The sequence below is a fragment of the Micromonospora sp. WMMA1949 genome (genome assembly GCF_027460145.1).
Classification (GTDB): Bacteria; Actinomycetota; Actinomycetes; order Mycobacteriales; family Micromonosporaceae; genus Micromonospora.
Window position 1 is genome coordinate 673,725 of record NZ_JAPZBG010000001.1, and the last position, 22,526, is coordinate 696,250.

A 22,526-nucleotide genomic window follows, 5' to 3' on the forward strand; every position below is an offset into this window, starting at 1 on the left:
TGCCGCGGCCCCGCCCGGGAACGAGCAGTGGATGAACGGGCCTGTGGCCGACGAACCGGTCGGCGAGCTGGAACTGGTGCACACCTTCACCGGGGCGATGCCGACCGGGGTGAGCGTGTCGCACACCGGCCGGATCTTCGTCAACTTCCCGAAATGGGGCGACGAGGTGCCGGCCACGGTGGTCGAACTGCGCGACGGCCGTGAGGTGCCGTTCCCCGATCAGGGCTGGAACGACCCGTCCGGCGACGACGACGCGGGCGCGTTCGTCTCGGTGCAGAGCATCGTGGTCGACCCGGCCGACCGTTTCTGGGTGCTCGACACCGGCAGCCCGATGTTCCAGCCCACGAAGCCGGGCGGGCCGAAGCTGGTCCGCGTCGACCTGGACACCGACTCCGTCGGGCAGGTGATCACCTTTCCGGCCGACGTGGCGCTGCCCACGACGTACCTCAACGACGTCCGGTTCGACCTGCGCCGCGGCGAGGCGGGTCTGGCCTACATCACCGACTCCTCCGACTCCGGTCCGAACGGCCTCATCGTGGTGGACCTCGCCACCGGGGAGTCCTGGCGCCGGCTGCACGAGCATCCGTCCACCAAGGCCGAGCCGCTGTCGGCGTTCCGGCCGGTGGTGGAGGGGCGGCCGTTCCTGCAACGCCCGGCGGACGGGCCGGCGAAGCCGGTGTCGATGGGTTCGGACGGCATCGCGATCTCCGCCGACGGCGCCCGGCTGTACTACTGCCCGCTCGCCTCGCGCCGCTGGTACAGCGTGGCCACCGACGCGCTGGCCGACAGGTCGCTCGGCGACGAGCAGGTCGCCGCCACGGTGGTGGACGAGGGCGACAAGGGCACCGGTTCCGACGGTCTGGAGACCGACGACTCCGGGGCGCTCTACCTGACCGCGTACGAGCACAACGCGGTGCTGCGGCGCCGCCCGGACGGGGAGTTCGAGACAGTGGTGCACGATCCGCGCCTGCTGTGGCCGGACACCATGTCGGTCGCCGTCGACGGCCACCTCTACGTCACCGCGAACCAGTTGCACCGGCAGGCGACCTACCAGGGTGGACGTGATCTGCGGCGCAAGCCGTACGCGCTGTTCCGGGTGCCGATCGGTGCCGGGCCGGTACTGCTGCGCTGACCGAGGGCGCATGCCGCGTCACGTATCGAAGTGCGTCGTTGACGACTTAGTTAATACTATTTAATATTCGGGCCACCTCGAGGAACACCCCATCCGCCCCCGTCCCCGGGAAGGCCCTCGATGCCCAGACCTCACCTCCGGCGGCGCCTGGCCGCCGGTGCGCTCGCGCTGGCCACCACCGCCACGACGCTCACACTCGCCCCCACCGCCGCCGAGGCGGTGGTGCTGCCGAACAACTTCAAGAGCGTCGGCTACATGCCCTCCTGGAGCGGCAACGTCAACACCATCCAGTACGGCAAGCTCACCCACATCAACTACGCGTTCGTGCTCCCCAACGGCGACGGCAGCCTGCGCCCGGTGGAGAACCCGAGCAAGCTCTCCTCACTCGTGTCGCTCGGGCACGCCAACAACGTCAAGGTCTCCATCGCCGTCGGCGGCTGGAACGACGGCGACGACTCCGCGTTCGAGGCGCTCGCCGCCAACTCCGGCACGCGCACCGCGTTCGTCAACAACCTGATCGCCTTCGTCAACCAGTACAACCTCGACGGCGTCGACATGGACTGGGAGTACCCCGACCCGGGCGCCTCGGCGAACAACTACACGCTGCTGATGCAGCAGCTCGGCAGCGCCCTGCGCAGCCGCGGCAAACTGCTCACCGCCGCCGTGGTCTCGGAGGGCTACTACGTCGACGGCGTGCCCACCGCCGTCTTCGGCTCGGTGGACTGGCTGAACATCATGGCGTACGACGGCGGCAGCCCGCACGCCAACTACGACTGGTCGATCGCCAGCATCAACAGGTGGAAGTCGCGCGGCCTGCCCGCCGCCAAGGCGGTGCTGGGCGTGCCCTTCTACAGCCGGCCCGGCTACTACACCTACTCCGCGCTGGTCGGCATGGACCCGGCGAACGCCAACCGGGACTGCACCACAGTGGGTGGCGCGCAGCAGTGCTACAACGGCGTACCGACGGTGAAGCGCAAGACCCAGTGGGCCATGGCGAACGCCGGCGGGATGATGAACTGGGAGCTGTCGCAGGACACCACCGGTTCGACCTCACTGGTCAGCGCGATCTACGACACCGTCACCGGCGGCGGCAACCCGCCGCCGTCCGGGCGTACCGGGCCGATCACCGGCATCGGCGGCGCCTGCGTGGACGTCGCGGCCGCGAGCACCGCGAACGGCACCGCGATCCAGCTGTACGGCTGCAACGGCACCGCCGCGCAGAGCTGGACCGTCGCCGGTGACGGCACGCTGCGCGCTCTGGGCAAGTGCCTGGACGTGACGAGCGCCGGCACCGCGAACGGCACCACGATCCAGCTCTGGGACTGCAACGGCACCGGGGCCCAGGTCTGGGCGGCCCAGAGCAACGGCACGCTGCGCAACCCGGCGTCGGGCCGCTGCCTGGACGCCACCGGCAACAGCTCCGCCAACGGCACCCGGCTGCAGATCTGGGACTGCTTCGGCGGCGCGAACCAGGTCTGGCGGCTGCCGGCCTGAGCGGGCGTCCCCGCCGGGCGGCCCGGCCCGGCGGGGACCGGCCTCACCAGCGGTTGCGGGCCTCCTCGGCCCAGCCGACCAGGCCGTCCAGATCCACGCGCTCGCCGTCGTCGGTCGCCGCCCAGCCGGTGAAGTGCCCGAAGCACTGGTGCGTCTCGCCGGCCAGCACGAGCAGGTTGGTACGCGCCACCCGCTCGTGGAACGGGTGGAACGTCACGTCCACCCGGTCGCCGGTGATCCGCCACGGCCGCAGCCAGTCGGCGGTGTCGTACTCCCAGGTCAGATCGGCGCCGATCTTGTGCAGCCGCCCGTCGACGAAGACCGCGTTCTCGGTCGAGCCGGTGCCGTCGGTCCACTTGCCGCCGAGTTGGATCGACCGGCCCGGCCCGCTGCCGGCCGCCCAGTTCCACCGCACCGCGTACCGCCACTTGCCCCGGCCGTGGTCGAGCGCCGCGTACGACCCCTCCCCCACCGGGTACGCCGTGCCGTCCACGGTGATCGTGCCGTGCACCGGCCGGCCGATGTCCTTGACCGTGTACTGGAACCGTCGGGTACTCCACGGCACCACCACGCCGAGCGACTCGTGCCCCGCCGGCAGCGGCACGGTCAGGTCCACCTCGACGCCCGGCGCGGTCGCCCGCACGGTGCTGCCGTCCGGGCCCTGGTCCACCGCGACGGTCAGCTTCCCGCCCCGGGCCCGGACCGGACCGGCGCCGCTGACCGGCGGCAGCACGGTACCCCGGGCGAGCGGCACCACCGCCTCCGCAGTCGTCTCCCGGCCGGTGCTCCGGTCGAGCAGGTAGAGGCTCTGCACCCCGGCGTAGTCGAGCGACGACACGACCAGGCCGAGGATGTGCGTCGGTGTGACCACGCCCCAGTGCTCCCACCGCTTGGCCCGGCCCCAGCCGCGCAGGTTCGCCCGGTGCAGCGGCCGGCGGCTCCAGCCGACCGCGTCCGGGTTCAGCCGCCCGTCCGGCCGGCACAGGTCGACCGGCTCGGTGATCTCCCGCTCATGCGTCATCGCCGCAGGCTACCGGCGGCGACGCGGGCCCGGCGGGCGGCCTCGGCAGCCGTCCCGCCGGGCCGTTACGTCAGCGGCCCTGCTTGGCGCGGCAGATCTCCACCGGCACCGCCGGGGCGCCGTCGACCGGCGCCGGATCCTCCGGGGTGGGCGCGATGCCGCCGGCCGAGATCCGGTCCAGCGTGGCCAGCCCGGCCGCGTCGACCTGGCCGAACACCGTGTAGTTCGGGCGCAGCGCCGAGTCGGCCTGGACCAGGAAGAACTGGCTGCCGTTGGTGTCCGGGCCGGCGTTGGCCATGGCCAGGGTGCCGCGCGCGTACAGGCGGCGTACACCGGTCGGGTCGGTCGGCGCGGGCGGCAGGTCGGTGGGCAGCTCGTCGCGGTAGCGGTAGCCCGGGCCGCCCGAGCCGGTGCCGGACGGGTCGCCGCACTGCAGCACGGTCAGCGTCGGGTACGCGGTGAGCCGGTGGCAGGGCGTCCGGTCGTAGAAGCGCTTGCGGACCAGGTGCAGGAAGCTCTGCACGGTGCACGGCGCCTGCTCGCGGTCCAGCGTCAGCCCGATCGGCCCCTGGTTGGTGCGCAGCGTGACCCGCACGGTGCCCCGGTCCGGCGTACGGCGCGGGTCCGGCGGCAGCGGCACCGGCCGGGCGGCCGGCTCGTCCGGCGTCGGCGTGTACGCGCACGGCCCCTTGGTGGGCGCGGGATCGGCGGGCGGCGCCGCGGTCGCGGCGACACCGGCGGCGGCGACGATCGTCGCGGCGGCCACGCTCACCCCGGCGAGGCGGGCCAGCAGGGGTAAGGCGGCGTGCGTTCGGGTTTCGCTCGACACGGTGGTCCTCCCTGGACTCGTGGTACCAGAACGACCGGAGTCTATGGATCAGGTCATCCGATGTCGACGCGGGCGCTCGGCGGGTCGAAAGTCGGTTGCCGGCCCGCGCCGCTTCCGAGAAGGTGATCGGCATGACGTTCTGACGGATCGCACCCAGCCCGCAGGCCCCTCCTCGCCGCCTGCCGTTCCCGCTTCTCTTTCCGCAGAATCGAGCGTCTGTGTCCGCGTACCCCTCCGGGCGGGCCGTCGTGCCCGCCACCGTCTCCGTCTTCTCCTCCCCCGGCAGCTGGATCGAGTCCGCCGCGCTCGACCAGTGCCGTCAGGTCGCCGCCCTCGACGGCATGGCGCACGTCGCCGCCATGCCCGACCTGCACCCCGGCAAGGGCGCGCCGATCGGCGCCGCCATGTCCTCGACCGTGCTCTACCCGTTCCTCGTCGGCTCCGACATCGGATGCGGCATCGCGGTCTTCCCGATCGCGGTGCGCCGGGTCGTACCGGAACGGCTCGCCGCCCGGTTCCCCGACCTGGACCGGGCGCTCGACCCGGACGACGACGACCCGGCCTGGTCGGTGCTGGACGGCGAGATCCCGGCCGGTCACCTCGACGGGCTCGGCACCGTCGGGCGCGGCAACCACTTCGTCGAGCTGGCGCGCGTCGGGCCGATCCTCGCGGCGGGGCACGCCGCGCGGCTCGGGCTGGACGCCGGTGACCTGGTCCTCGTGGTGCACTCCGGCTCGCGCGGGCTGGGCGAGCGGATCCTGCGCGAGCACACCGAGGCGCACGGCGCCGGTCCCGCGCCCGACCCGGACGCCTACCTGGCCCGGCACGACGCGGCGGTGCGCTGGGGCTCGCTCAACCGGCGGCTGCTGGCCGCGCGGGTCGCGTACGCGCTCGGCGCCGAACCCACCGAACCGGTCGTCGACCAGTGCCACAACCTGGTCGAGATCCGCGACGGGCACTACCTGCACCGCAAGGGCGCGGCGCCGGGCGACGGACGGGACGTGCTGATCGCCGGCACCCGTGGCACGCCCTCCTACCTGGTGGCCGCGCACGCCGGGCCGGACGCCGGCTACTCCGTGGCGCACGGCGCCGGGCGCAAGATGTCCCGCGCCGACGCGCTGCGCCGGGGCCGCGCCAAGCACACGGTCGAGGAACTGCGGCGTACGCCGGTCGGCTCGATCGTGGTGTGCGGCGACCGGCAGCTGCTGTTCGAGGAGGCGCCCACCGCGTACAAGCGCATCGAGCAGGTGATCGGCGACCTGGTGGCGCACGATCTCGCCACGCCGGTCACCACCACGGTTCCGCTCGTCACCTACAAGACGCCGGACGCGGGTCGCCGCGACGAGCGCCGGAAGGGCCGCCGGTGACCGAGCTGCTGCTGTCCGCCGGGCGCGGACCCGCCGAGTGCGCGTGGGCGCTGGCCCGGCTGCTGTCCCGTCTGGAGGGCGAGGCGGCCCGGCGAGGTCTGCGTACCGAGCGGGTCGAGACGGTGCCCGGCGACCGGGCCGGCACGTACCGGTCGGTGCTGGTCCGGATCACCGGCGCCGGGGCGGAGGCGTTCGCGGCCGGGTGGACCGGCACGCTCTGCTGGCAGGCGCCCAGCCCGTACCGGACGGGTCACGGCCGGAAGAACTGGTACGTCACCGCGCGGACCTGCCGGACCGAGGTGGTGGTAACGCCGTTCCACGAGGCGGACGTGGAGTTCGTGCCCTGCCGCACCGGCGGGCCGGGCGGCCAGCACCGCAACAAGGCGAGCACCGCCGTCCGCGCCACGCACCGCCCGTCCGGCCGGACCGTGGTCGTGGACACCGAACGGCACCTGCACCTCAACCGCCGTATCGCGGTCGAGCTGCTGCGGCAGCGGATCGCCGCCGACGACGAGGCGGCCCGGCGCGCGGGCGTCGACGCCCGCTGGCGGATCCACGACGACCTCGTGCGCGGCGACCCGGTACGGGTGGAGCGGCCCTGACGCGGCCGTGACCCGTGCTCGCCCTGCCTCAGGCGACGAAGACGCAGAACGGGTGACCGGCGGGGTCGGCGTACACCCGTAACGGCTCGTCCGGGTCGTCGGACCGGTCCCGCAACAGCCGCCCGCCGAGCGCAAGCACCCGCTCGTGCTGCCGTTCCAGCTCGGCCACCGACGGCACGGTCAGGTCGAGGTGCAACTGCTGCGGCACCTCCCCCTCCGGCCAGGTCGCCTCCGGCAGCCGGTCGACCTGCTGAAAGGCCAGTTGCGGCACGCCTTCCGCGGTCCGCAGCACCAGCCAGTCCCGGCCACGCACGTCGGGTTCCCCGGCCGCCGGGGGCTCGTCACCGGACCGGTAGACCAGGCCGAGCAGCACGCGGTAGAACTCGGCCAGGGCGCGCGCGTCGGTGCAGTCCAGCACCACCTGACACAGCCGCAGACCCGGTCCGTCGGTCATCGTCACCACCTCCGGCCTCTACTTGCCCCGCCGGTCGCGGCCCAATCCGCGGTCCGTGACCGCCCCGGCTACCGTGGGCGCGGCGACCGGGCGGCCCGGCCCGCCGACGTACTGCGCGAGGAGGACGGATGCGACGGAGAAGGACCGGTCCGGTGACGGCGCTGGCGACACTGACGCTCGCCCTCGCCGCCTGCGGCGGGGACGCCGGGACCGATCCCGAGACCTACCTCCGCGACGCCATGCGCGAGGCCGTGTCCGTCAAGCAGGAGACCGGGCAGTTCCCCCGGGGCGTGAGCGACCTGTCGGTCGGGGACTACGACGGCATCGGCGTCGTCACGTTCGTCACCAACAACGACGCGTCGGCGCTCTGCGTGCAGCTGTCTGTGCCGGACGCCAAGCGCAGCGTGTACTCCGCCGACCCCGGGCAGGTCACCGAGGGCGCCTGTGACATGGACCGCGTCCGGTGAGCCCGCTCGTGCAGCGCTTCCGCGCCGTGGTCGCCATGTGGATCTTCGTCGGCGGCGGTGGGTTCCTGCTGGCCGGGTTCCTCGGCCTCGCGTTGCTGACCCAGACGGGTCCGTTCGCGGCCGCGTCGACCTTCTCCGCCGCCGCCGAGTTCGCACCCGGCGCCGAGATCAAGGTGCGGGACACCGGCGTACGCCCCGGCAACATCCTCATCCTCGCGTCGCCGGCCGACGTGGACCCCGCCACCGTCCGGTGCACCGCGAAGAGCCGCGTCTACACCAGCGGCGAGCAGCGCAGCAGGGAGCTGACCGGGGCCCGGCCCGAGGGGACAGCGTCGGTGATGACCGACCGCGGTGACCCGCGGTTGTTCACTCCGGTGCTGGCCACCGAGGGCATCACCTGGATGGAAACCGACTTCGTGAGCTGCACCGGTGACGGCGTGGAGGCGTTCACCCTGACGTCGGCGAAGGGCCTGCAGAGCGACCGTTTCCGGCTCGGCGCCGGCCTGCTGCTCATGCTGCTCGCGCCGGTGTTCGCCGGGTTCGGCTGCCTCGCGCTGTACTTCACCCGGAAGTGGAACCGGGAGGCGGCGCTGCGCGGCGGCTCGACGAGCTGGCCCTACCGGTGACCGGGATGCGCCTGCACGTGGGCTGTGCCATGTGGACGCACAAGTCCTGGTCCGGCCGCTTCCTGCCGCATCCGCTGCCCGCGCACGAGCGGCTGCGCGCGTACGCCGCGTGGTGCGACGCCGTGGAGGGCAACACCACGTTCTACGCCACCCCGGCCCGCCAGACGGTGGCGTCCTGGGCCGCGCAGACCGATCCAGGCTTCCGCTTCCTGCCGAAGCTGCCGAAGGTGGTCACGCACGAGCGCCGGCTCACCGGCGGCGAGGCGGAGCTGCGGGCGTTCCTGCACGCCATGGAGCCGCTCGGCCCCCGGGCGGACGCGCTCTGGATCCAGTTGCCCGGCTCGTTCGGCCCCGACGACGTGCCCGACCTCGACCGGTTCCTGCGCACGCTGCCCGCCACCTACAGGTACGCCGTCGAGGTCCGCCACCCGGCCTTCTTCACCGAGGCCGGTGCGGTACGCGCGCTGGAGGCGACGCTGCACCGGGCCGGCGCCGAGTGGATCCCGTTCGACACCACCGCGTTCTTCCGGACGCCGCCGACCAGCGACGCGGAGCGGGAGGCGTGGACGCGCAAACCACGTCTCCCGCTGCGTACCCGGGCGCTGACCGACCGGCCGATCGTGCGCTACCTCGGCCGGGACGACCCGGCCCGCACCGTCGAGGGCTGGCAGCCGTGGCTCGACGTGGTCACCGGCTGGCTGCGGGAGGGCCGCTCGCCGACCGTGTTCGTGCACACACCGGACAACGCGGACGCGCCCGAGCTGGCCCGCCGCTTTCACGACCAGGTCCGCGAGCGGGTGCCCGGGCTCGCGCCGCTGCCGGAACCGGAGCCGGTCGGCCCGGCCACGCTGTTCTGAGCGCCGGATGGGATCGCCGACGCGGCCGGGCACACGCGCGCCCGGCCGGACGGTCCGCGCAGCCCGGCCACGCGGACCCGCGCCGGACCTCAGCCCGGCCGGCCGCCCTCGGGCGGGGGCAGGCGGTCGTCGTACACGCCGGACGGGCCTGTGTACCGCTCGCCGCGCAGGAACGGCAGCGGGTTCGGGGTGCAGCCGTGCAGGCCGAGTGTCTGCTGCTGCATCACCGGCGCCGGGCGGCCCCGCCCCGGGCAGCGCTCGTGCCCGTGACCGAGACGGTGGCCGACCTCGTGGTTGACCACGTATCGGCGGTACGCGGCGAGGTCGCTCCCGTACGCGGGCGCGCCGAGCACCCAGCGGGCCACGTTCACCACCACCCGGCCCCCGTTACGGCAGGACGTGTACCGGTCCAGGCCGTCCCCGCACAGGTCGTCGCGCGTACCGGGGGTCGCGAGGTAGACGGTGAAGTCGGCGGGCTCACGGGCGCCGACGCGGCGCAGGGCGATCCGTCCGTCGGTCGTCCAGCCACCCGGGCCGGCGAGGATGCCGGTGACCTGCGCCCCGAAGTCGGCCGCCGGCAGACCCGTGATGTCGCGCTCCACCGCCACCCGGTAGCGCAGCAGCTTGCCCGTACCCCCTGTGGTGGCCGGCTCGGCGGCGGCGAACCGCCACCGGTTGCCGCCGTCGGCGGGATAGCCGATCCGCGCCGGCCGGGGCCGGACGGGCGCCGCCGCCGACGCGGCCGGCGCGGCAGCGGACGGCGCGGCCGGCTCGGACAGCGCGACAGCGGGCTGGTCGGCCACCGCCGGTGTGCAGCCGGCCAGCGCCACCGCCAGCGCGATCACCGCCGCGCCGCCGCGTGTCCGGTCCACGGTCCTGGTCATCTCGTCTCCCCTCGGTGCCCGGTCGGGGGCACGGGGATGAGGACGGGTGATCCGTCGCGAAAGTTGGTCCGGCGGGGACTCAACCTTTTCCGCGTCCCGCACGTCCCTACCGGGGTGAGAGGTGCAGAGGACCGGCATGGCCCGGGGTGACGCGGAGTTCGTCGAGTTCGCGCGGGCGTCCTCCGCGCGGCTGACGCACGCCGCCTTCCTCATGACCGGCAACCACCACCACGCCGAGGACGCCGCCCAGACCGCGCTGGTGCGCACGTACGCGTCCTGGTCCCGGATCCGCAACGGCGACCCGTACGGCTACGCCCGCTCGGTGCTGGTGAACCACCTCGTCGACACCTGGCGGCGGCCGATCCGCGAGTACCCGAGCGACGACCTGCCGGAGCGCCACGGCGGCGACATGGCGGAGGAGGTGGCGACGCGGCGGTGGCTGGTCACCGCGCTCGGCACGCTCACCGCGCGCGAACGCGCCGTCGTCGTGCTACGGCACTACTTCGACCTACCGGAGGCTCAGGTGGCCCACGAACTCGACGTGTCGGTCGGCACCGTCAAGAGCACCTCGTCGCGGGCGCTGGAGAAACTGCGTACCGCCGGTTTGTCCGCACCGCGACCGCAGGAGACGTGCCGGTGACCGAGATGGACGAGCTGCGCCGCGTGATGCGGGTGACCGAGCGGGCCGACGGCCTGGACATCGCGGACATCATGCGCCGGGGCCGCCGGCTGCGCCGCCGCCGGCGGATCGGCACCGGGGTCGCGGCGGCGGTGGCGACCGTCGCGGTGGCGGTCGGGGTCACCGCCGTGGCGTCGCGGCCCGGCCCGCCGGACCTCCCGGCCGGGGAGCCGGTCGCCACCGCGTCCGCCGCCACTCCCCCGCCCTCGCCGACCGCCTCGCCGGCCCCGACCGAGGCGCCGCCGCAACCGCTCGGGACCGTCGTGGGAAGCGGCATCCGGTACGGCGCCGACGAGCGCGTGTTCTTCGTGGTCCCGGTCGACGTGCCGGAACTGCCGCGCGTGACGATCGGCCTGGTCGCCGGGCGGCGCGCGCCGGACGGCCGCCTGACCTCCGACTTCCTGGTCAACGACGTGTCCGGCAGCGACCGCCGGGCGGGGTTCCACGAGATCGGGTACGACCAGCAGCGAGTGCCCACCGACACGTCCATCCCCACGTTCGGCTACTTCGTCGGCCCGGCCGCCCGCATCGTCGGGACAGTCGACGGCCGGCAGGTCGACGCGAAGCTGGCCCGCTGGAGCGAGGACCCCCAGGTGGTGATCTTCTGGTTCGACCCGGAAACCCTCACCCCGGGAACCCCGCTGGACGGCATCACCGCCCAGGACTCCAAGGGCCGCCGCCTCTAGCCCACCCTTGCCTCCCCCCTCCCCTCCCCCTCCCCCTCTCCCCCGGTGATCAAGGAATTTGCGGACTGACACCGCCCCGGTGAGGACACAAATTCCTTGATCACCGGGGTCAGGAGGGCGTGGCGTGAGAGCCGAGCCCGCCCCAGACTCCGTGATTCGCCGCCCGGGCCGCCCCGCGCACCCGCCCCCGTCCCAACGGCCCGAGCCGCCAGCAGATCTTGGTACGAAACGGCCCCAATGAGGGCACTTTCGTACCAAGATCTACGCTGCTCCCGGGATACGGACCACCCATCTCGGACCCGACGCGCCTGGGATGGACAGGTGAGGTGGCGACCGGCAGCCCCTGCCCCCCGCTCGCGGTGATCTTGCACTTTCTGCCCGGTCAGATGGGGCATTCAGGACATCGACAGGGCCGCAAGTGCAAGATCGCGGGAGCGGGGAGCGGGGAGCGGGCGGGTGGGGGGTGGAAGGAGACGCGGGGTGGGGGTGTGAGGATCGGGGGCATGCGTGCTGTGGTGTTCGAGCGGTTCGGGGTGCGGCCGGAGATTCGCGACGTGGACGATCCGACGCCGGCGCCGGACGGGGTGGTCGTCCGGGTCGGTGCGACCGGCCTGTGCCGCAGCGACTGGCACGGCTGGCAGGGGCACGACCCGGACATCCGCCTGCCCCACGTACCGGGGCACGAGTTCGCCGGTGTCGTCGTGGCGGCCGGCGCGGACGTCCGCGGCTGGCGGCCCGGCGACCGGGTGACCGCGCCGTTCGTCTGCGCGTGCGGGCGGTGCCCGTCCTGCCTGGCCGGCGACCAGCAGGTCTGCGAGCGGCAGACCCAGCCGGGCTTCACCGGATGGGGCTCGTTCGCCGAGCTGGTCGCGGTACGGCACGCCGACGTGAACCTGGTCCGGCTGCCGGACGAGCTGGACGAGGCGGCCGCCGCCGCGCTCGGCTGCCGGTTCGCCACCGCGTTCCGGGCTGTCGTCGCGCAGGGCCGGGTGGCGGCGGGCGATTGGGTCGCCGTGCACGGCTGCGGCGGTGTCGGCCTGTCCGCGGTCATGGTCGCGGCGGCGAGCGGCGCGCGGGTGGTGGCCGTGGACGTCTCCCCCGCCGCGCTGGAGCTGGCCCGCCGCAGCGGCGCCACCGTCTGCCTGGACGCGAGCGCGCTCGGCGGTCCCGGCGAGGTGGCCGCCGCGATCCGGGAGGCCACCGGCGGGGGCGCCCACCTCTCCCTCGACGCGCTAGGCAGTCACGCCACCTGCGTGGCGTCGATCGAGGGCCTGCGCCGGCGCGGCCGGCACGTGCAGGTCGGGCTGCTGCCCGCCGCGCAGGGCCGCCCGGCGCTGCCGATGGACCTGGTGATCGCGTACGAGCTGGAGCTGCGCGGCAGCCACGGCATGGCGGCGCACGCGTACCCGGAGATGCTGCGGCTGGTCACCGCCGGGGTGCTGCGCCCGGGCGAGCTGGTCACCCGCACCGTCGACCTGGCCGCCGCGCCGGATGCGCTGGCCACCATGGACCGGCCGGCAGTCGCCGGGATGTGCCTGATCGAGCCCTGAGAACGGGCGCGGGCCGGCCCGGCGCCGGGAGACCCGGCGCGGACCGGCCCGCGAGGCCGCGCGATCGTCAGTCGGTGACGGTCACCGTGACGGTACGGGGCGGCTGCTGGTACTGCCCCCGGTTGTCCATGCCGCGGATCGTCACCGTGTACGTGCCGGCCGGGATCACCGGCGACGTGTACGCGAAGTTCGACCCCGGCGAGCCCGGGCTGGTGAGGAACGTGGCGATCCACGGCCAGTTGCTCGGCGCGCCCGCCCGGCCGAACGTGCCGGCGGAGTTCATGCCCTGCCCGGCGCTGTTGCCGATCTGCACCTCGACCTTCTGCATGCCGCCGTCGTCCACGGCCCGGCCGGTGATCACGATCCGGCCGCCGGTGTACGCCTGGCCCTCGACCGGAGTGATGCTCGGCTCCAGCGTCGGGTCGGTGTCACCCGGGTAGACCAGGTAACGGGCGGTCGCGCCGCTGGTCGAGTTGTCCTGCTGACCCGAGGTGTCCACGGCCCACGCCTCGACGCTGTAGGTGCCCCGGGTGGGCAGGTCGATCGAGAGCGTGAACCCGGTGCTGGTCGCGCCGGGCGAGGCGAGCGTCGCGTCGACGGTGGCGAACGCGGCGGCCATGGTGCCGTTGGGCTGCACGTACCGGCCGGTGTCCAGGTCGCGCAGCGCGATCCGGACCGCCCGCACACCCTTGTCGTCGGTGGCGGTGCCGGCCAGGTCCAGGTGCAGCTGGTCGATGTCCTGGTTGGTGCCGGTGAAGCTGAGCAGCCCGTTGGGGAAGGCGTCGCCCGGCACCTGGGCGGTGACGGTGAGCCGGCCCATGTTGGTGCTGGACGTGGTCAGGCCGAGCTTGTCGGTCGCCCGTACCCGGAAGTCGTAGACGCCCGGGGTGAGCGGCACCGTGGTGAACGACCAGTCGAACGTCGCGGCGTCGAGGTTGGTCGGCGAAATCCGGTGGTAGCCGGCGACCGAGTCGGCGCCCCACGTACCGTCGCTGGCGAGCGCCTCGCGGGTGGTGTTGTTGCGCAGATAGATCTCGACCGACTTCAGGGCGTCGTCGTCGCGCGCCGTACCGGCGAACGTGATCGTGCCGCCGGGCGCGACGGTGAGCGGCGCCGGGTTGCCCGGCGGGGTCATCGCCACCGGCGAGGTGATCGCCACGGTCGGCGGTACGCCGTTGGCGGAGACGGTCCAGTCGCGGGTGTCGCCGCGCAGGTCGCTCTGCCCGGTCGTGTCGACGGCGGTGGCGGTCATCTTCCACTGCCCCTCGATCGGCAGCGTGACCTCGTACTGCCAGGTGGCGGACGTCGCGCCGATCACGTCCGGCTCGCCGCGGAAGGTGTTGTAGACCGCGGCGACGGTGCCGTCGTCCTGCAGGTACCTGTTGTCCGGCGTGCGGAACGAGTAGATCAGCGAGTTGACGCCCTTGTCGTCGGTGGCGGTGCCGGAGGCCACGAACGTCTGCGTGGCGACCAGGCCGGCCGCCGGCGAGCTGATCCGGGTCGTCGGCGGCAGGTCGTCGAAGCGGAACGCCTCGATCTTCTTGACCGCCTTGGTGGTGTCGCCGGCGCCGTTGCGGTCGAACGTCTTGGCCTGCAACTGGTAGACCCCGGCCGGCAGCGTCACCGGCAGGCTCCACGTGGTGGAGGTGGCGTTCGGCGCGGCGACCGTCGTGTTGATCGCCTTGAACGCGCCCCAGGTGGTCATGTCGGCCTGGAGGTACTTGCCGCTGTTGCGGTCCTGGATCTCCAGCTGGACCCGGGCCACTCCGGCCGGGGCGAGCGCCTGACCGCTGATGGTGAACGACTCGCCCGCCGGCTTCACCGCGCCCTCGATCGGCGTGGTGATCGTGGTGTCCAGCGCCGCCGGCGCGGGCTCCTTGGAGAGGTCGAAGAAGGCCACCCGGCCGGTCGTCTTGCCGCCCTTGACGTTGCCGTCACCGCCGACGAGCAGGCCGCGCGAGGTGGCGAGCATCGCCTTCTCGCCCTCGTACGAGTTGGAGCCGGGGTTCCACTCCAGGGCGGTGCCGGTGAGCGGGTCCAGCGCGCCGAGGTGGTCGCGGCGGACCACCTGGTCGCCGAGGCCGTAGCCGCTGAGTCCCTGGCCGGTGCCGTAGCCGACGTTGTCCAGGCCGGGCCACGGCACGTTCGACGTGGGCGACTCCTGCCAGCTGAAGTGACCGCCGACGTAGACGGCGGTGTCGGTGATCGCCACCGAGTAGATGCTGTCGAAGTGCCGGGAGATCCAGAGCGGCTCGACGTGGTCGTTTCCGGTCAGCGAGTACGCGATGGCGGTGTCGTTGATCGGCGGACGGTCACCGCCGGAGCCGCTGGTGACCACGAAGTACGAGTCGTCCGGGGCGATGTCACCGGCGAAGACCCGCTGGATGCCGCCGACGAAGGAGAGGTTGTCCTCCCACAGCCTGGTACGCCAGGGCAGCAGCGCCTTGCTGGCCGTACCGATGAGCGCCACGCCGTAGCGGTCCTGACCGGCGATCTGGCGGCCGGTGTGCACGACCAGCAGCTTGCTGCGGTCGTGGGTGAGCTTGAGCTGCTGCACGGTGAGCATGCCGCCGACGCCGATGCCGCCGGTCAGCGGCAGGTTGAAGCCGGTGTCGACGGCGCCGGTGGTGGGGTTGAGCGCGGCCAGGCCGCTGCGGCTGACCCCGTTGACGGTGGCGAACTGGCCGCCGACGTAGACGGCGTTGCCGCTGACCGCGAGCGCGGTGGCCCGCGCGTTGGCGGTGGCGGTGAACGCGGCGATCGGCGCGCCGGTGGTCGGGTTCAGCCGGGCGATCTTGCGCTTGGTGACCCCGTTGATCGTGTTGAACGCGCCGGCGATGTAGAGCGACGAGCCGTCCGGCGACGCCTCCACCGCGGCGACCGCGCCGTCGATGACCGGCTTGAACCCGGTGTCCACCTTGCCGGTGTCCAGGTTGTACGACGCCAGGGACCGCTGCGTGATCGCGGACCCGCCGACGTTCGCGATCGACGTGAACGTGCCGGCGATGAAGACGCGGTTGCCGATCACCTCGATGTCGGTGATCTCGCCGTTGGTGATCCGCGGCGTGTCGGTGCGGGGCGTGGTCGGCATCAGCCGGGTGTCCCCCGGGGTGACCAGCGCACGGGTCGCGGTGGTACGCGCGGCGCCGAGCGCGGCGTTGCTCCCCGTCGCCTGGGCGCCGGTACGGCCGGCCACGCCGGCGTCTCGCACGGTGACGGTGGCGGCGAGCGCCGGCACTCCCGCCACCACGACCGCGCCGGCGGCGACGACCGCCACCGCGCGAAGCCAAACTCGCATCGAGACAACTCTCCCTGTCCGCCGGGACGGCCCCCTCGGGTGATTCCCGATTCCCCTCCGTCCGCGTGCCGGACGCCACCGTAGGAGGCAAAGACCTCTCGCGATACGTGCCGCACCGGTAATCGACCGGTCGCCATCAATTCCGGCCACACCGGTAGGACGCCTCCACCGATCGGGTCACCTGCTGTCACCGTCCGGCCGTGCGCGGCGTCGGCACGCGACGCCGATCGTCCGCAGCGGACCCAGAGTCAGTCGCCCCGCACCCGGGGGTGGCGGTGGTCGGTCAGCCGCAGGCCGACGCCGCGTACCGCCGCGATGGTGACGCCGGTGCCCAGCTCGTCGAGCTTTCGGCGCAGCCGCTTCACCAGGGACTGCACGTCGGCCCGGCCGTGCGTCGGCGCGTCGTGCCAGACCGCGTGGTGCAGGTCGGCGTAGCTCCACACCCGTACCGGCTCGGCGGTGAGGCAGGTCAGCAGGTCGCGCTCCAGCCGGGTCAGGGCGGTCTCGCGGTTGCCCCACCGGGCGGTGGACCGGGCCGCGTCGATCACCAGCGCGCCGTCCGGCGCGGGCTTGTCCCGGGGTACGGGCCGGACCGGCGCGACGGCCGGCGCCAGCGCGGGGGCCGGGGCGGGCGCATCGGTCATGATCAACTCGCGCAGCTCGTCGAGATCGGCGACCATCAGAAGGGGCGCGACGCCGTCCAGCAACTCGGTCAGCCGCAGCCGCTCGGCCGGCGACGACGTCACCCCGATGACGAGCGAGAAGGGGCGCTCCGACGGGTCGGTGCCGGAGTCCGCCGCGTTCGTGCCGTCAGTCGTCACCGCGCCCCACCGTGACTAAAACTGTCAACAGGCCGCCCATTCCGGGGGCCTGTTGGTGACATGTTGCTCACGTACGGTCATTGATCGTTCCTTACTGTCGATCATAGTGTCCACTCAGGCGTCCGGCGCAGACCCGCACGGCGCCTAGGGGGCCTGGGGGGTTCTTTTCACACCGGTGTCGCAGTCGGGAGTTCGTCTCCTGGCCCTTCTGCCATGGCTCGATCATCAGCGGGTCATCGGAACAGGAGGCAGCACCGATGCTGAGACGTCCACACAGATGGGGCCCGGCCCGGCGGCTGGTGAGCGCGGGCGCGGCCCTGGTGCTCGCCGCCACCACGCTGGCCGTGACCGGCACGGCGGCACAGGCCGAGACCGGCGCGGGCGCGTCGGCCGACGACAAGATCCGTCCCGAACTCACCCGCCAGCTCCAGGGCAAGAGCGAGGGTGACTTCTGGATCCACTTCGGCGCCAAGGCGGACCTGAGCAAGGCCGCCGCGATCAAGGACTGGAACGAGCGCGGTGCCGCCGTCGCGGCGGCGCTGAAGAAGACCGCCGCCGACAGCCAGTCGAAGATCCGCGCCGAACTGGACCGCTCGGGTACGAAGTACCAGACCTTCTGGGCGACGAACGCCATCAAGGTCACCGACGGCTCGCTGACCATGGCGCAGAACTTCGCCGCCCACTCCGAGGTGGACGGCCTGTACGCGCCGGTGGAGTACAAGCTGCCGGAGACCACCCCCGGCACCGACGAGAAGACGGCGAACGCCCTGGAGTGGGGCATCGCCAACATCAACGCCGACGACGTGTGGTCCCAGTACGGCGTCAAGGGCGCCGGGATCACCGTGGCGAGCATCGACAGCGGCGTCCAGTTCGACCACCCGGCGCTGGTGAACTCGTACCGGGGCAACAACGGTGACGGCACCTTCGACCACGACTACAACTGGTTCGACGCCGCCGGCGAGTGCGCCACCGCGCCGTGCGACTCCGACGGCCACGGCACGCACACCATGGGCACCATGGCCGGTGCCGACGGGGCCAACCAGATCGGTGTCGCCCCCGAGGTCAAGTGGATCGCCGCGAACGGGTGCTGCCCGTCCGACGACGCGCTGGTCTCCTCCGGGCAGTGGATGCTGGAGCCCACCGACCTCAACGGGCAGAACCCGGACGTCAGCAAGCGGCCGAACATCATCAACAACTCGTGGGGCACCAGGACGCCGTCGAACGAGCCGTTCATGGAGGACATCACCGACGCCTGGACCGCGTCCGGCATCTTCGGCGTCTGGTCCAACGGCAACAACGGCCCGTCCTGCCAGACCAGCGGCTCGCCGGGCAGCCTGGCCAGCAACTACTCGGCGGGCGCGTACGACGTCAACAACAACATCGCCAGCTTCTCGTCCCGGGGCACCGGGCAGAACGGTGAGATCAAGCCGAACATCTCGGCGCCGGGTGTGAACGTACGCTCCAGCGTGCCGACCGACTCGTACGCCAGCATCAGCGGCACCTCGATGGCGGCGCCGCACCTGGCCGGCGCGATCGCGCTGCTCTGGTCGGCGGCGCCCACCCTGGTCGGGGACGTCACGGCGACCCGCGCGCTGCTCGACGACGCGGCCATCGACAAGGGTGACACCCAGTGCGGCGGCACCACCGACGACAACAACGTCTACGGCGAGGGCCGCCTGGACGCGCTCGCGCTGCTCGCCGCCGCCCCGATCGGCGACAACGGCACGCTGGCCGGCAAGGTCAGCGACGCCGCCACCGGCGCGGGCATCGCCGGGGCCACCGTCACCGTGTCCGGCGCGGCGGACCGCACGCTGACCACCGGCGCGGACGGGACGTACTCGTCGCTCCTGCCGGCCGGCGACTACCAGGTGGTCGTCTCGGCGTTCGGGTACGCGACCCGCACGCTGTCGGCGACGATCACCGCGAACACGACGACCACGCTCGACGTGGCGCTCACCGCGGTGGCGAGCGTGACGGTCAGCGGGCAGGTCACCGACGGGTCCGGGCACGGCTGGCCGCTGTACGCGAAGGTGAGCGTCGAGGGCACGCCGATCTCCGACTACACCACGCCGGCGACCGGCCGCTACAGCCTGTCGCTGCCGTCCGGGGCCACCTACCGGCTCACTGTCGAACCGCAGTACGCCGGCTACCTGACCACCACCAAGGAGATCACCGTCGGCACGGGCAACGCCGTCGCCAACATCGCGGTGCAGGCGAACCCGGAGGCGTGCACCACCGCCCCCGGCTACACGACCAGCTCCGACGGCGAGTACGAGACGTTCGACGGCACGGGCGTGCCGGACGGCTGGACCGTGGTGGACAACGCCGGCACCGGCCAGATCTGGGAGTTCACCGACGCCGGTGAGCGCGGCAACCTGACCGGCGGCAGCGGTAACTTCGCCATCATCGACAGCGACAACTACGGCAGCGGCGGGCGGCAGGACACGTCGCTGGTCAGCCCGGTGGTCGACCTGACCGGCGTCACCGCGCCGGTGATCCGGTTCAACCAGGACTACAACTGGCTCAACAGCGACCGGGCGGACGTCGACCTGAGCCTGGACGGCGGCACCACGTGGAGCAACGTGCTGCGGCAGGCGGCCGACGTACGCGGCCCGCGGGTGACCGAGGTGCCGATCCCGCAGGCGGCCGGCCAGTCGCAGGTGCGGGTGCGCTTCCACTACTACGAGGCGAGCTGGGAATGGTGGTGGCAGGTCGACAACGTGCTCATCGGCAGCAAGCTCGTCTGCAAGCCGGTGAACGGCGGCCTGGTGCTCGGCCACGTCCGCGACAAGAACGACAACGGCTACGTCAACGGCGCCACGGTGACCAGCAAGGACCGCCCGGCGGAGAAGGCCACCACCGTGGCCACGCCGGACGACACCGAGCTGCCCGACGGCTTCTACTGGATGTTCTCGTCGCTGACCGGGACGCACCCGTTCACCGCCAGCGCCGGCAACTACGTGAGCCAGACCAAGCAGGTGACGGTCGAGGAGGACTGGGCCACCGCGGCCAACTTCCAGCTCGCCGCCGGCCGGCTGTCGGTGAAGCCGACCTCGATCACCGGCACGGTCCGGATGCCCAGCGGGAAGGTCAGCAAGACCTTCACCGTCACCAACACCGGCGGGGCCCCGGTCACCGCCGAGTTCAGTGAGCGCGACGGCGGGTTCGTGCTGCAGCGGGCCGACGGTTCCCAGTTGTCCCAGCAGCAGGTGCTCGGCTCCACCGGCGCGCCGCTGCAGCGGCTGACCGCCGCCACCTCGTTCGCGGCCCGCTCGTCTGGCAAGTCGTCGAACGCGATCGCCGCCGCCGCACCCCAGGCGGACCCGTGGACCACCATCCCGGGCTACCCGGCGAACGTGATGGACAACCGGGTCGTCACCGTCGACGGCTCCGTCTACTCCATCGCCGGTGGCGACGGCACCGCGTCGAGCGCCAAGAACTACCGGTACGACCCGATCGCCCAGACGTGGACCGGGATCGCCGACCTGCCCGGCGCGCGCAACGCCATGACCGTCGGGGTGGTCGACGGCAAGATCATCGCCACCGGCGGCTGGGGCGCCGCCGGTCCGGACGCCGCCACCTTCTCGTACGACCCGGCGGCGAACACCTGGACCCGCAAGGCCGACAACCCGGCGCCGCGCTCGGCAGCCGGCCAGGCGGTCGCGGGCGGCAAGCTGTACGCGATCGGCGGCTGCACCACCGCCAGCTGCACGCCGATGGCCAACTCGGTGGTCCGGTACGACCCGGGCGCCGACGCCTGGGAGACGCTGCCGGCGTACCCGAAGTCGGTGGCGTTCCTGTCCTGCGGCGGGATCGACGGCATCGTCTACTGCACCGGCGGCAACGACGGAACCACGTCGCAGAAGGTCGGGTATGCCTTCGACCCGGGCGCGAACGCCTGGACCGCCATCCCGGACGCGCCGGCCGACAGCTGGGCCTCCTCGTACGCAGTGGCGAACGGCAAGCTCCTGGTCGTCGGCGGGTCGCAGGGCGGCGCCATCACCAACGCCGGCTTCGCGTTCGACCCGGCGACCAACTCGTGGGCCAACCTGCCCAACGCCAACACCGCCCGCTACCGCGGCGGCGCGGCCTGCGGGTTCTACAAGATCGGCGGTTCGTCGGGCAGCTTCACGGCCACCAAGGACAGTGAGGTCCTGCCCGGCTTCGGCGAGTGCTCGGAGGCCGCGGCCGACGTGAGCTGGCTGACCGTCGACAAGTCGAAGGTGACGCTGGCGCCGGGTGAGAAGGTCACCGTCACCGTCACGATGACGGCGAACGTCGACCAGCCGGGCACGTACTCCGCGTCGGTGGCGATCAAGGAGGACACTCCGTACACCGTCGAGCCGGTGGCGGTGACCATGATCGCGCAGCCGCCGACCACCTGGGGCAAGCTGTCCGGCACGGTCTCCGGCACGAGCTGCCAGGGCACCACCGCGCCGCTGGCGGGCGTGACAGTGCAGGTCGACTCCTGGGCGAACTCGTACACCTTCACCACCGACGCCCAGGGCCGGTACGCCTACTGGATGGACCGGCGCAACAACCCGCTGACCCTGATCGTCGCGAAGGACGGCTGGAAGCCCCAGACGCGCCAGACGAAGATCAACAGCAGTACGCCGACGGTGGAGGACTTCACCCTCTCCCCCACCCGCTGCTGACCTCAGCACCGACGAGGACGGCCCGCCCGGCACACACCGGGCGGGCCGTCCCACTCCTGTTGATCTGCGAGCCCGGCGAGATCTTGGTACCAAACGGCCCCCAGAGGGGCACTTTCCTGCCAAGATCTCCGCCAATCCCACCACGCGGAACGCGCGTCTCGCCTGACGGGAGGCTCGTCGCGGCAACCAGCCGCACGAGGATCTCCGGCACACACCCGCGCCTCCACCGGCGGCGGATCTTGCACATGCGGCCCTGGCAAAGTGCGCCAAAGGGACACCCCCGGGGCCAAAAGTTCAAGATCGCCGGACCGGACCGGACCGGACCGGACCGGGCCGGGGTGGGGCGGGGCGGGCGGGGGCGCGGTCAGGGAGTGAGGCGGAAGCCTACGCCTCGGACGGCGTGGATCGTGGCGGAAGCGTCGAGGCGGCCCAGCTTGCGGCGGAGGCGGCGGACCACCGAGTGCATGTCCGAGCGCCGTCCGAGGTGGTCGTTGCCCCACACGGTGCGGTGCAGCCGGGCGTACGTCCACACCTGGCCGGGCGTGCCGGCGAGGCAGACCAGCAGGTCGTGCTCCAGCGGCGTCAGCCCGATCTCCCGCTCCCGCCAGCGCAGCACCCGCCGGTCGGAGTCGACGGCCAGATCACGCCCGGGCGGCTCGGCCGGTGTCTCGACGTCCACGACCGCGGGCGGCGGGGTGAGCGCGGGCCGACGTACCAGGTCGAGGAAGCGACGGGCCTGGTGGGCGCTGGAGACGATCAGGAACGACTCGGTGCCGCCGAGCAGTTGGGCGAGCTGCCGGCGCTCGGCCGACGAGGACGCGATGCCGATGACCAAGGACGGGAGCCCTGTCATCCGTTCCCACCTTTCCGGCAGGCCGAACCACAACGCCGGGCGGCCGCCAGGCACGACGTTGCGGAGGCACCTGGCTTGCGGAGTTCGACCCGAGGGGTGCGGGAGCTGCGGTTTCGTGAGGCTTCGGGGTGAACTACCGGGATCATATAGCCGGGCACCGATGATTGGTATAGCAGTTAACGTCGATGTAACTGCCTGCAACAAGGTGTTCGAGGCAACCTGCGCCGGGCCGGTTTCGCCACGCGCGTACC

The 22,526-nt window shown here is 72.7% G+C and carries 18 protein-coding genes; 11 read left to right on the plus strand and 7 right to left on the minus strand.

Annotation, left to right across the window (positions count from 1 at the left end; genetic code table 11):
* Positions 1 to 31: 31 nt before the first annotated feature.
* Together O7607_RS02900 and O7607_RS02905 are read left to right on the plus strand one after the other, a co-directional pair.
* Positions 32 to 1,132: an L-dopachrome tautomerase-related protein gene (locus O7607_RS02900; RefSeq protein ID WP_269700804.1), complete on the plus strand. Its 1,101-nt coding sequence runs from the start codon at positions 32 to 34 to the stop codon at positions 1,130 to 1,132.
* A 120-nt stretch (positions 1,133 to 1,252) separates the two neighbouring features.
* Positions 1,253 to 2,626, plus strand: coding sequence for a glycosyl hydrolase family 18 protein (locus O7607_RS02905; protein ID WP_269700805.1), 1,374 nt, complete (start codon positions 1,253 to 1,255; stop codon positions 2,624 to 2,626).
* A gap of 43 nt (positions 2,627 to 2,669) precedes the next feature.
* Here the strand turns inward: O7607_RS02905 and O7607_RS02910 are convergent, their stop codons facing one another.
* Complete coding sequence (locus tag O7607_RS02910; RefSeq protein WP_269700806.1) at positions 2,670 to 3,647, minus strand: DUF2804 domain-containing protein; 978 nt, start codon at positions 3,645 to 3,647, stop codon at positions 2,670 to 2,672.
* Positions 3,648 to 3,717: 70 nt separating this feature from the next.
* Positions 3,718 to 4,476, minus strand: coding sequence for a peptidylprolyl isomerase (locus O7607_RS02915; protein WP_269700807.1), 759 nt, complete (start codon positions 4,474 to 4,476; stop codon positions 3,718 to 3,720).
* A 218-nt stretch (positions 4,477 to 4,694) separates the two neighbouring features.
* Between O7607_RS02915 and O7607_RS02920 the strand changes: the two genes are divergently transcribed.
* Together O7607_RS02920 and prfH are read left to right on the plus strand one after the other, a co-directional pair.
* The gene (locus O7607_RS02920; protein WP_269700808.1) at positions 4,695 to 5,843 is read left to right on the plus strand and encodes an RNA ligase RtcB family protein; all 1,149 of its coding nucleotides are present in this window, start codon (positions 4,695 to 4,697) and stop codon (positions 5,841 to 5,843) included.
* On the plus strand, positions 5,840 to 6,445 hold the full coding sequence (gene prfH / locus O7607_RS02925) for a peptide chain release factor H (protein WP_269700809.1): 606 nt from the start codon (positions 5,840 to 5,842) through the stop codon (positions 6,443 to 6,445). The genes O7607_RS02920 and prfH overlap by 4 nt, the downstream gene beginning before the upstream one ends.
* A 28-nt stretch (positions 6,446 to 6,473) precedes the next feature.
* Here prfH and O7607_RS02930 read toward each other — a convergent pair whose 3' ends face one another.
* Positions 6,474 to 6,899: a VOC family protein gene (locus tag O7607_RS02930; protein ID WP_269700810.1), complete on the minus strand. Its 426-nt coding sequence runs from the start codon at positions 6,897 to 6,899 to the stop codon at positions 6,474 to 6,476.
* 128 nt (positions 6,900 to 7,027) lie between these two features.
* Between O7607_RS02930 and O7607_RS02935 the strand changes: the two genes are divergently transcribed.
* Genes O7607_RS02935 through O7607_RS02945 form a run of 3 tightly spaced genes read left to right on the plus strand, consistent with a single transcriptional unit; the run spans position 7,028 to position 8,849 of the window.
* Positions 7,028 to 7,366: a hypothetical protein gene (locus O7607_RS02935; RefSeq protein WP_269700811.1), complete on the plus strand. Its 339-nt coding sequence runs from the start codon at positions 7,028 to 7,030 to the stop codon at positions 7,364 to 7,366.
* Complete coding sequence (locus O7607_RS02940) at positions 7,363 to 7,992, plus strand: hypothetical protein (protein WP_269700812.1); 630 nt, start codon at positions 7,363 to 7,365, stop codon at positions 7,990 to 7,992. Before O7607_RS02935 ends, O7607_RS02940 begins: the two co-directional genes overlap by 4 nt.
* Before the next feature lie 29 nt (positions 7,993 to 8,021).
* Positions 8,022 to 8,849 carry a DUF72 domain-containing protein gene (locus tag O7607_RS02945; RefSeq protein ID WP_269706877.1) on the plus strand — a complete coding sequence of 276 codons (828 nt, stop codon included), beginning with the start codon at positions 8,022 to 8,024 and terminating at the stop codon, positions 8,847 to 8,849.
* A gap of 89 nt (positions 8,850 to 8,938) precedes the next feature.
* Here O7607_RS02945 and O7607_RS02950 read toward each other — a convergent pair whose 3' ends face one another.
* Positions 8,939 to 9,733, minus strand: a complete 795-nt coding sequence (locus O7607_RS02950) for a DUF3152 domain-containing protein (protein ID WP_269700814.1) — start codon at positions 9,731 to 9,733, stop codon at positions 8,939 to 8,941.
* A gap of 121 nt (positions 9,734 to 9,854) precedes the next feature.
* On the opposite strand from O7607_RS02950, the gene O7607_RS02955 reads away from it, so the two are divergent.
* The 3 genes from O7607_RS02955 (at position 9,855) to O7607_RS02965 (ending at position 12,648) form a co-directional block, all read left to right on the plus strand.
* Positions 9,855 to 10,373: a SigE family RNA polymerase sigma factor gene (locus O7607_RS02955; RefSeq protein WP_269700816.1), complete on the plus strand. Its 519-nt coding sequence runs from the start codon at positions 9,855 to 9,857 to the stop codon at positions 10,371 to 10,373.
* Between the two features lie 5 nt (positions 10,374 to 10,378).
* Positions 10,379 to 11,098, plus strand: a complete 720-nt coding sequence (locus O7607_RS02960; protein ID WP_269706878.1) for a hypothetical protein — start codon at positions 10,379 to 10,381, stop codon at positions 11,096 to 11,098.
* Between the two features lie 503 nt (positions 11,099 to 11,601).
* On the plus strand, positions 11,602 to 12,648 hold the full coding sequence (locus tag O7607_RS02965) for a zinc-dependent alcohol dehydrogenase family protein (protein ID WP_269700817.1): 1,047 nt from the start codon (positions 11,602 to 11,604) through the stop codon (positions 12,646 to 12,648).
* A gap of 67 nt (positions 12,649 to 12,715) precedes the next feature.
* Here O7607_RS02965 and O7607_RS02970 read toward each other — a convergent pair whose 3' ends face one another.
* Together O7607_RS02970 and O7607_RS02975 are read right to left on the minus strand one after the other, a co-directional pair.
* A complete protein-coding gene (locus tag O7607_RS02970) occupies positions 12,716 to 15,946 on the minus strand; it encodes an Ig-like domain-containing protein (protein ID WP_269700819.1) in 3,231 nt (1,076 codons plus the stop codon).
* Positions 15,947 to 16,194: 248 nt separating this feature from the next.
* Positions 16,195 to 16,767: a winged helix-turn-helix domain-containing protein gene (locus O7607_RS02975; protein WP_269700821.1), complete on the minus strand. Its 573-nt coding sequence runs from the start codon at positions 16,765 to 16,767 to the stop codon at positions 16,195 to 16,197.
* A 257-nt stretch (positions 16,768 to 17,024) separates the two neighbouring features.
* Between O7607_RS02975 and O7607_RS02980 the strand changes: the two genes are divergently transcribed.
* Positions 17,025 to 21,422: a S8 family serine peptidase gene (locus O7607_RS02980; protein ID WP_269700822.1), complete on the plus strand. Its 4,398-nt coding sequence runs from the start codon at positions 17,025 to 17,027 to the stop codon at positions 21,420 to 21,422.
* A 364-nt stretch (positions 21,423 to 21,786) separates the two neighbouring features.
* Here the strand turns inward: O7607_RS02980 and O7607_RS02985 are convergent, their stop codons facing one another.
* Positions 21,787 to 22,275: a winged helix family transcriptional regulator gene (locus O7607_RS02985; RefSeq protein WP_269700823.1), complete on the minus strand. Its 489-nt coding sequence runs from the start codon at positions 22,273 to 22,275 to the stop codon at positions 21,787 to 21,789.
* Between the last annotated feature and the right edge of the window lie 251 nt (positions 22,276 to 22,526).

What these genes read in the sequence shown, in the direction of transcription:
- O7607_RS02910 (WP_269700806.1), bottom strand. Translation starts at nt 3,647, where the DNA reads ATGACGCATGAGCGGGAGATCACCGAGCCGGTCGACCTGTGCCGGCCG.
- O7607_RS02935 (WP_269700811.1), top strand. Translation starts at nt 7,028, where the DNA reads ATGCGACGGAGAAGGACCGGTCCGGTGACGGCGCTGGCGACACTGACG.
- O7607_RS02980 (WP_269700822.1), top strand. Translation starts at nt 17,025, where the DNA reads ATGCTGAGACGTCCACACAGATGGGGCCCGGCCCGGCGGCTGGTGAGC.
- O7607_RS02965 (WP_269700817.1), top strand. Translation starts at nt 11,602, where the DNA reads ATGCGTGCTGTGGTGTTCGAGCGGTTCGGGGTGCGGCCGGAGATTCGC.
- O7607_RS02945 (WP_269706877.1), top strand. Translation starts at nt 8,022, where the DNA reads ATGTGGACGCACAAGTCCTGGTCCGGCCGCTTCCTGCCGCATCCGCTG.
- O7607_RS02930 (WP_269700810.1), bottom strand. Translation starts at nt 6,899, where the DNA reads ATGACCGACGGACCGGGTCTGCGGCTGTGTCAGGTGGTGCTGGACTGC.
- O7607_RS02900 (WP_269700804.1), top strand. Translation starts at nt 32, where the DNA reads ATGAACGGGCCTGTGGCCGACGAACCGGTCGGCGAGCTGGAACTGGTG.
- O7607_RS02960 (WP_269706878.1), top strand. Translation starts at nt 10,379, where the DNA reads ATGGACGAGCTGCGCCGCGTGATGCGGGTGACCGAGCGGGCCGACGGC.
- O7607_RS02905 (WP_269700805.1), top strand. Translation starts at nt 1,253, where the DNA reads ATGCCCAGACCTCACCTCCGGCGGCGCCTGGCCGCCGGTGCGCTCGCG.
- O7607_RS02985 (WP_269700823.1), bottom strand. Translation starts at nt 22,275, where the DNA reads ATGACAGGGCTCCCGTCCTTGGTCATCGGCATCGCGTCCTCGTCGGCC.
- O7607_RS02970 (WP_269700819.1), bottom strand. Translation starts at nt 15,946, where the DNA reads ATGCGAGTTTGGCTTCGCGCGGTGGCGGTCGTCGCCGCCGGCGCGGTC.
- O7607_RS02950 (WP_269700814.1), bottom strand. Translation starts at nt 9,733, where the DNA reads ATGACCAGGACCGTGGACCGGACACGCGGCGGCGCGGCGGTGATCGCG.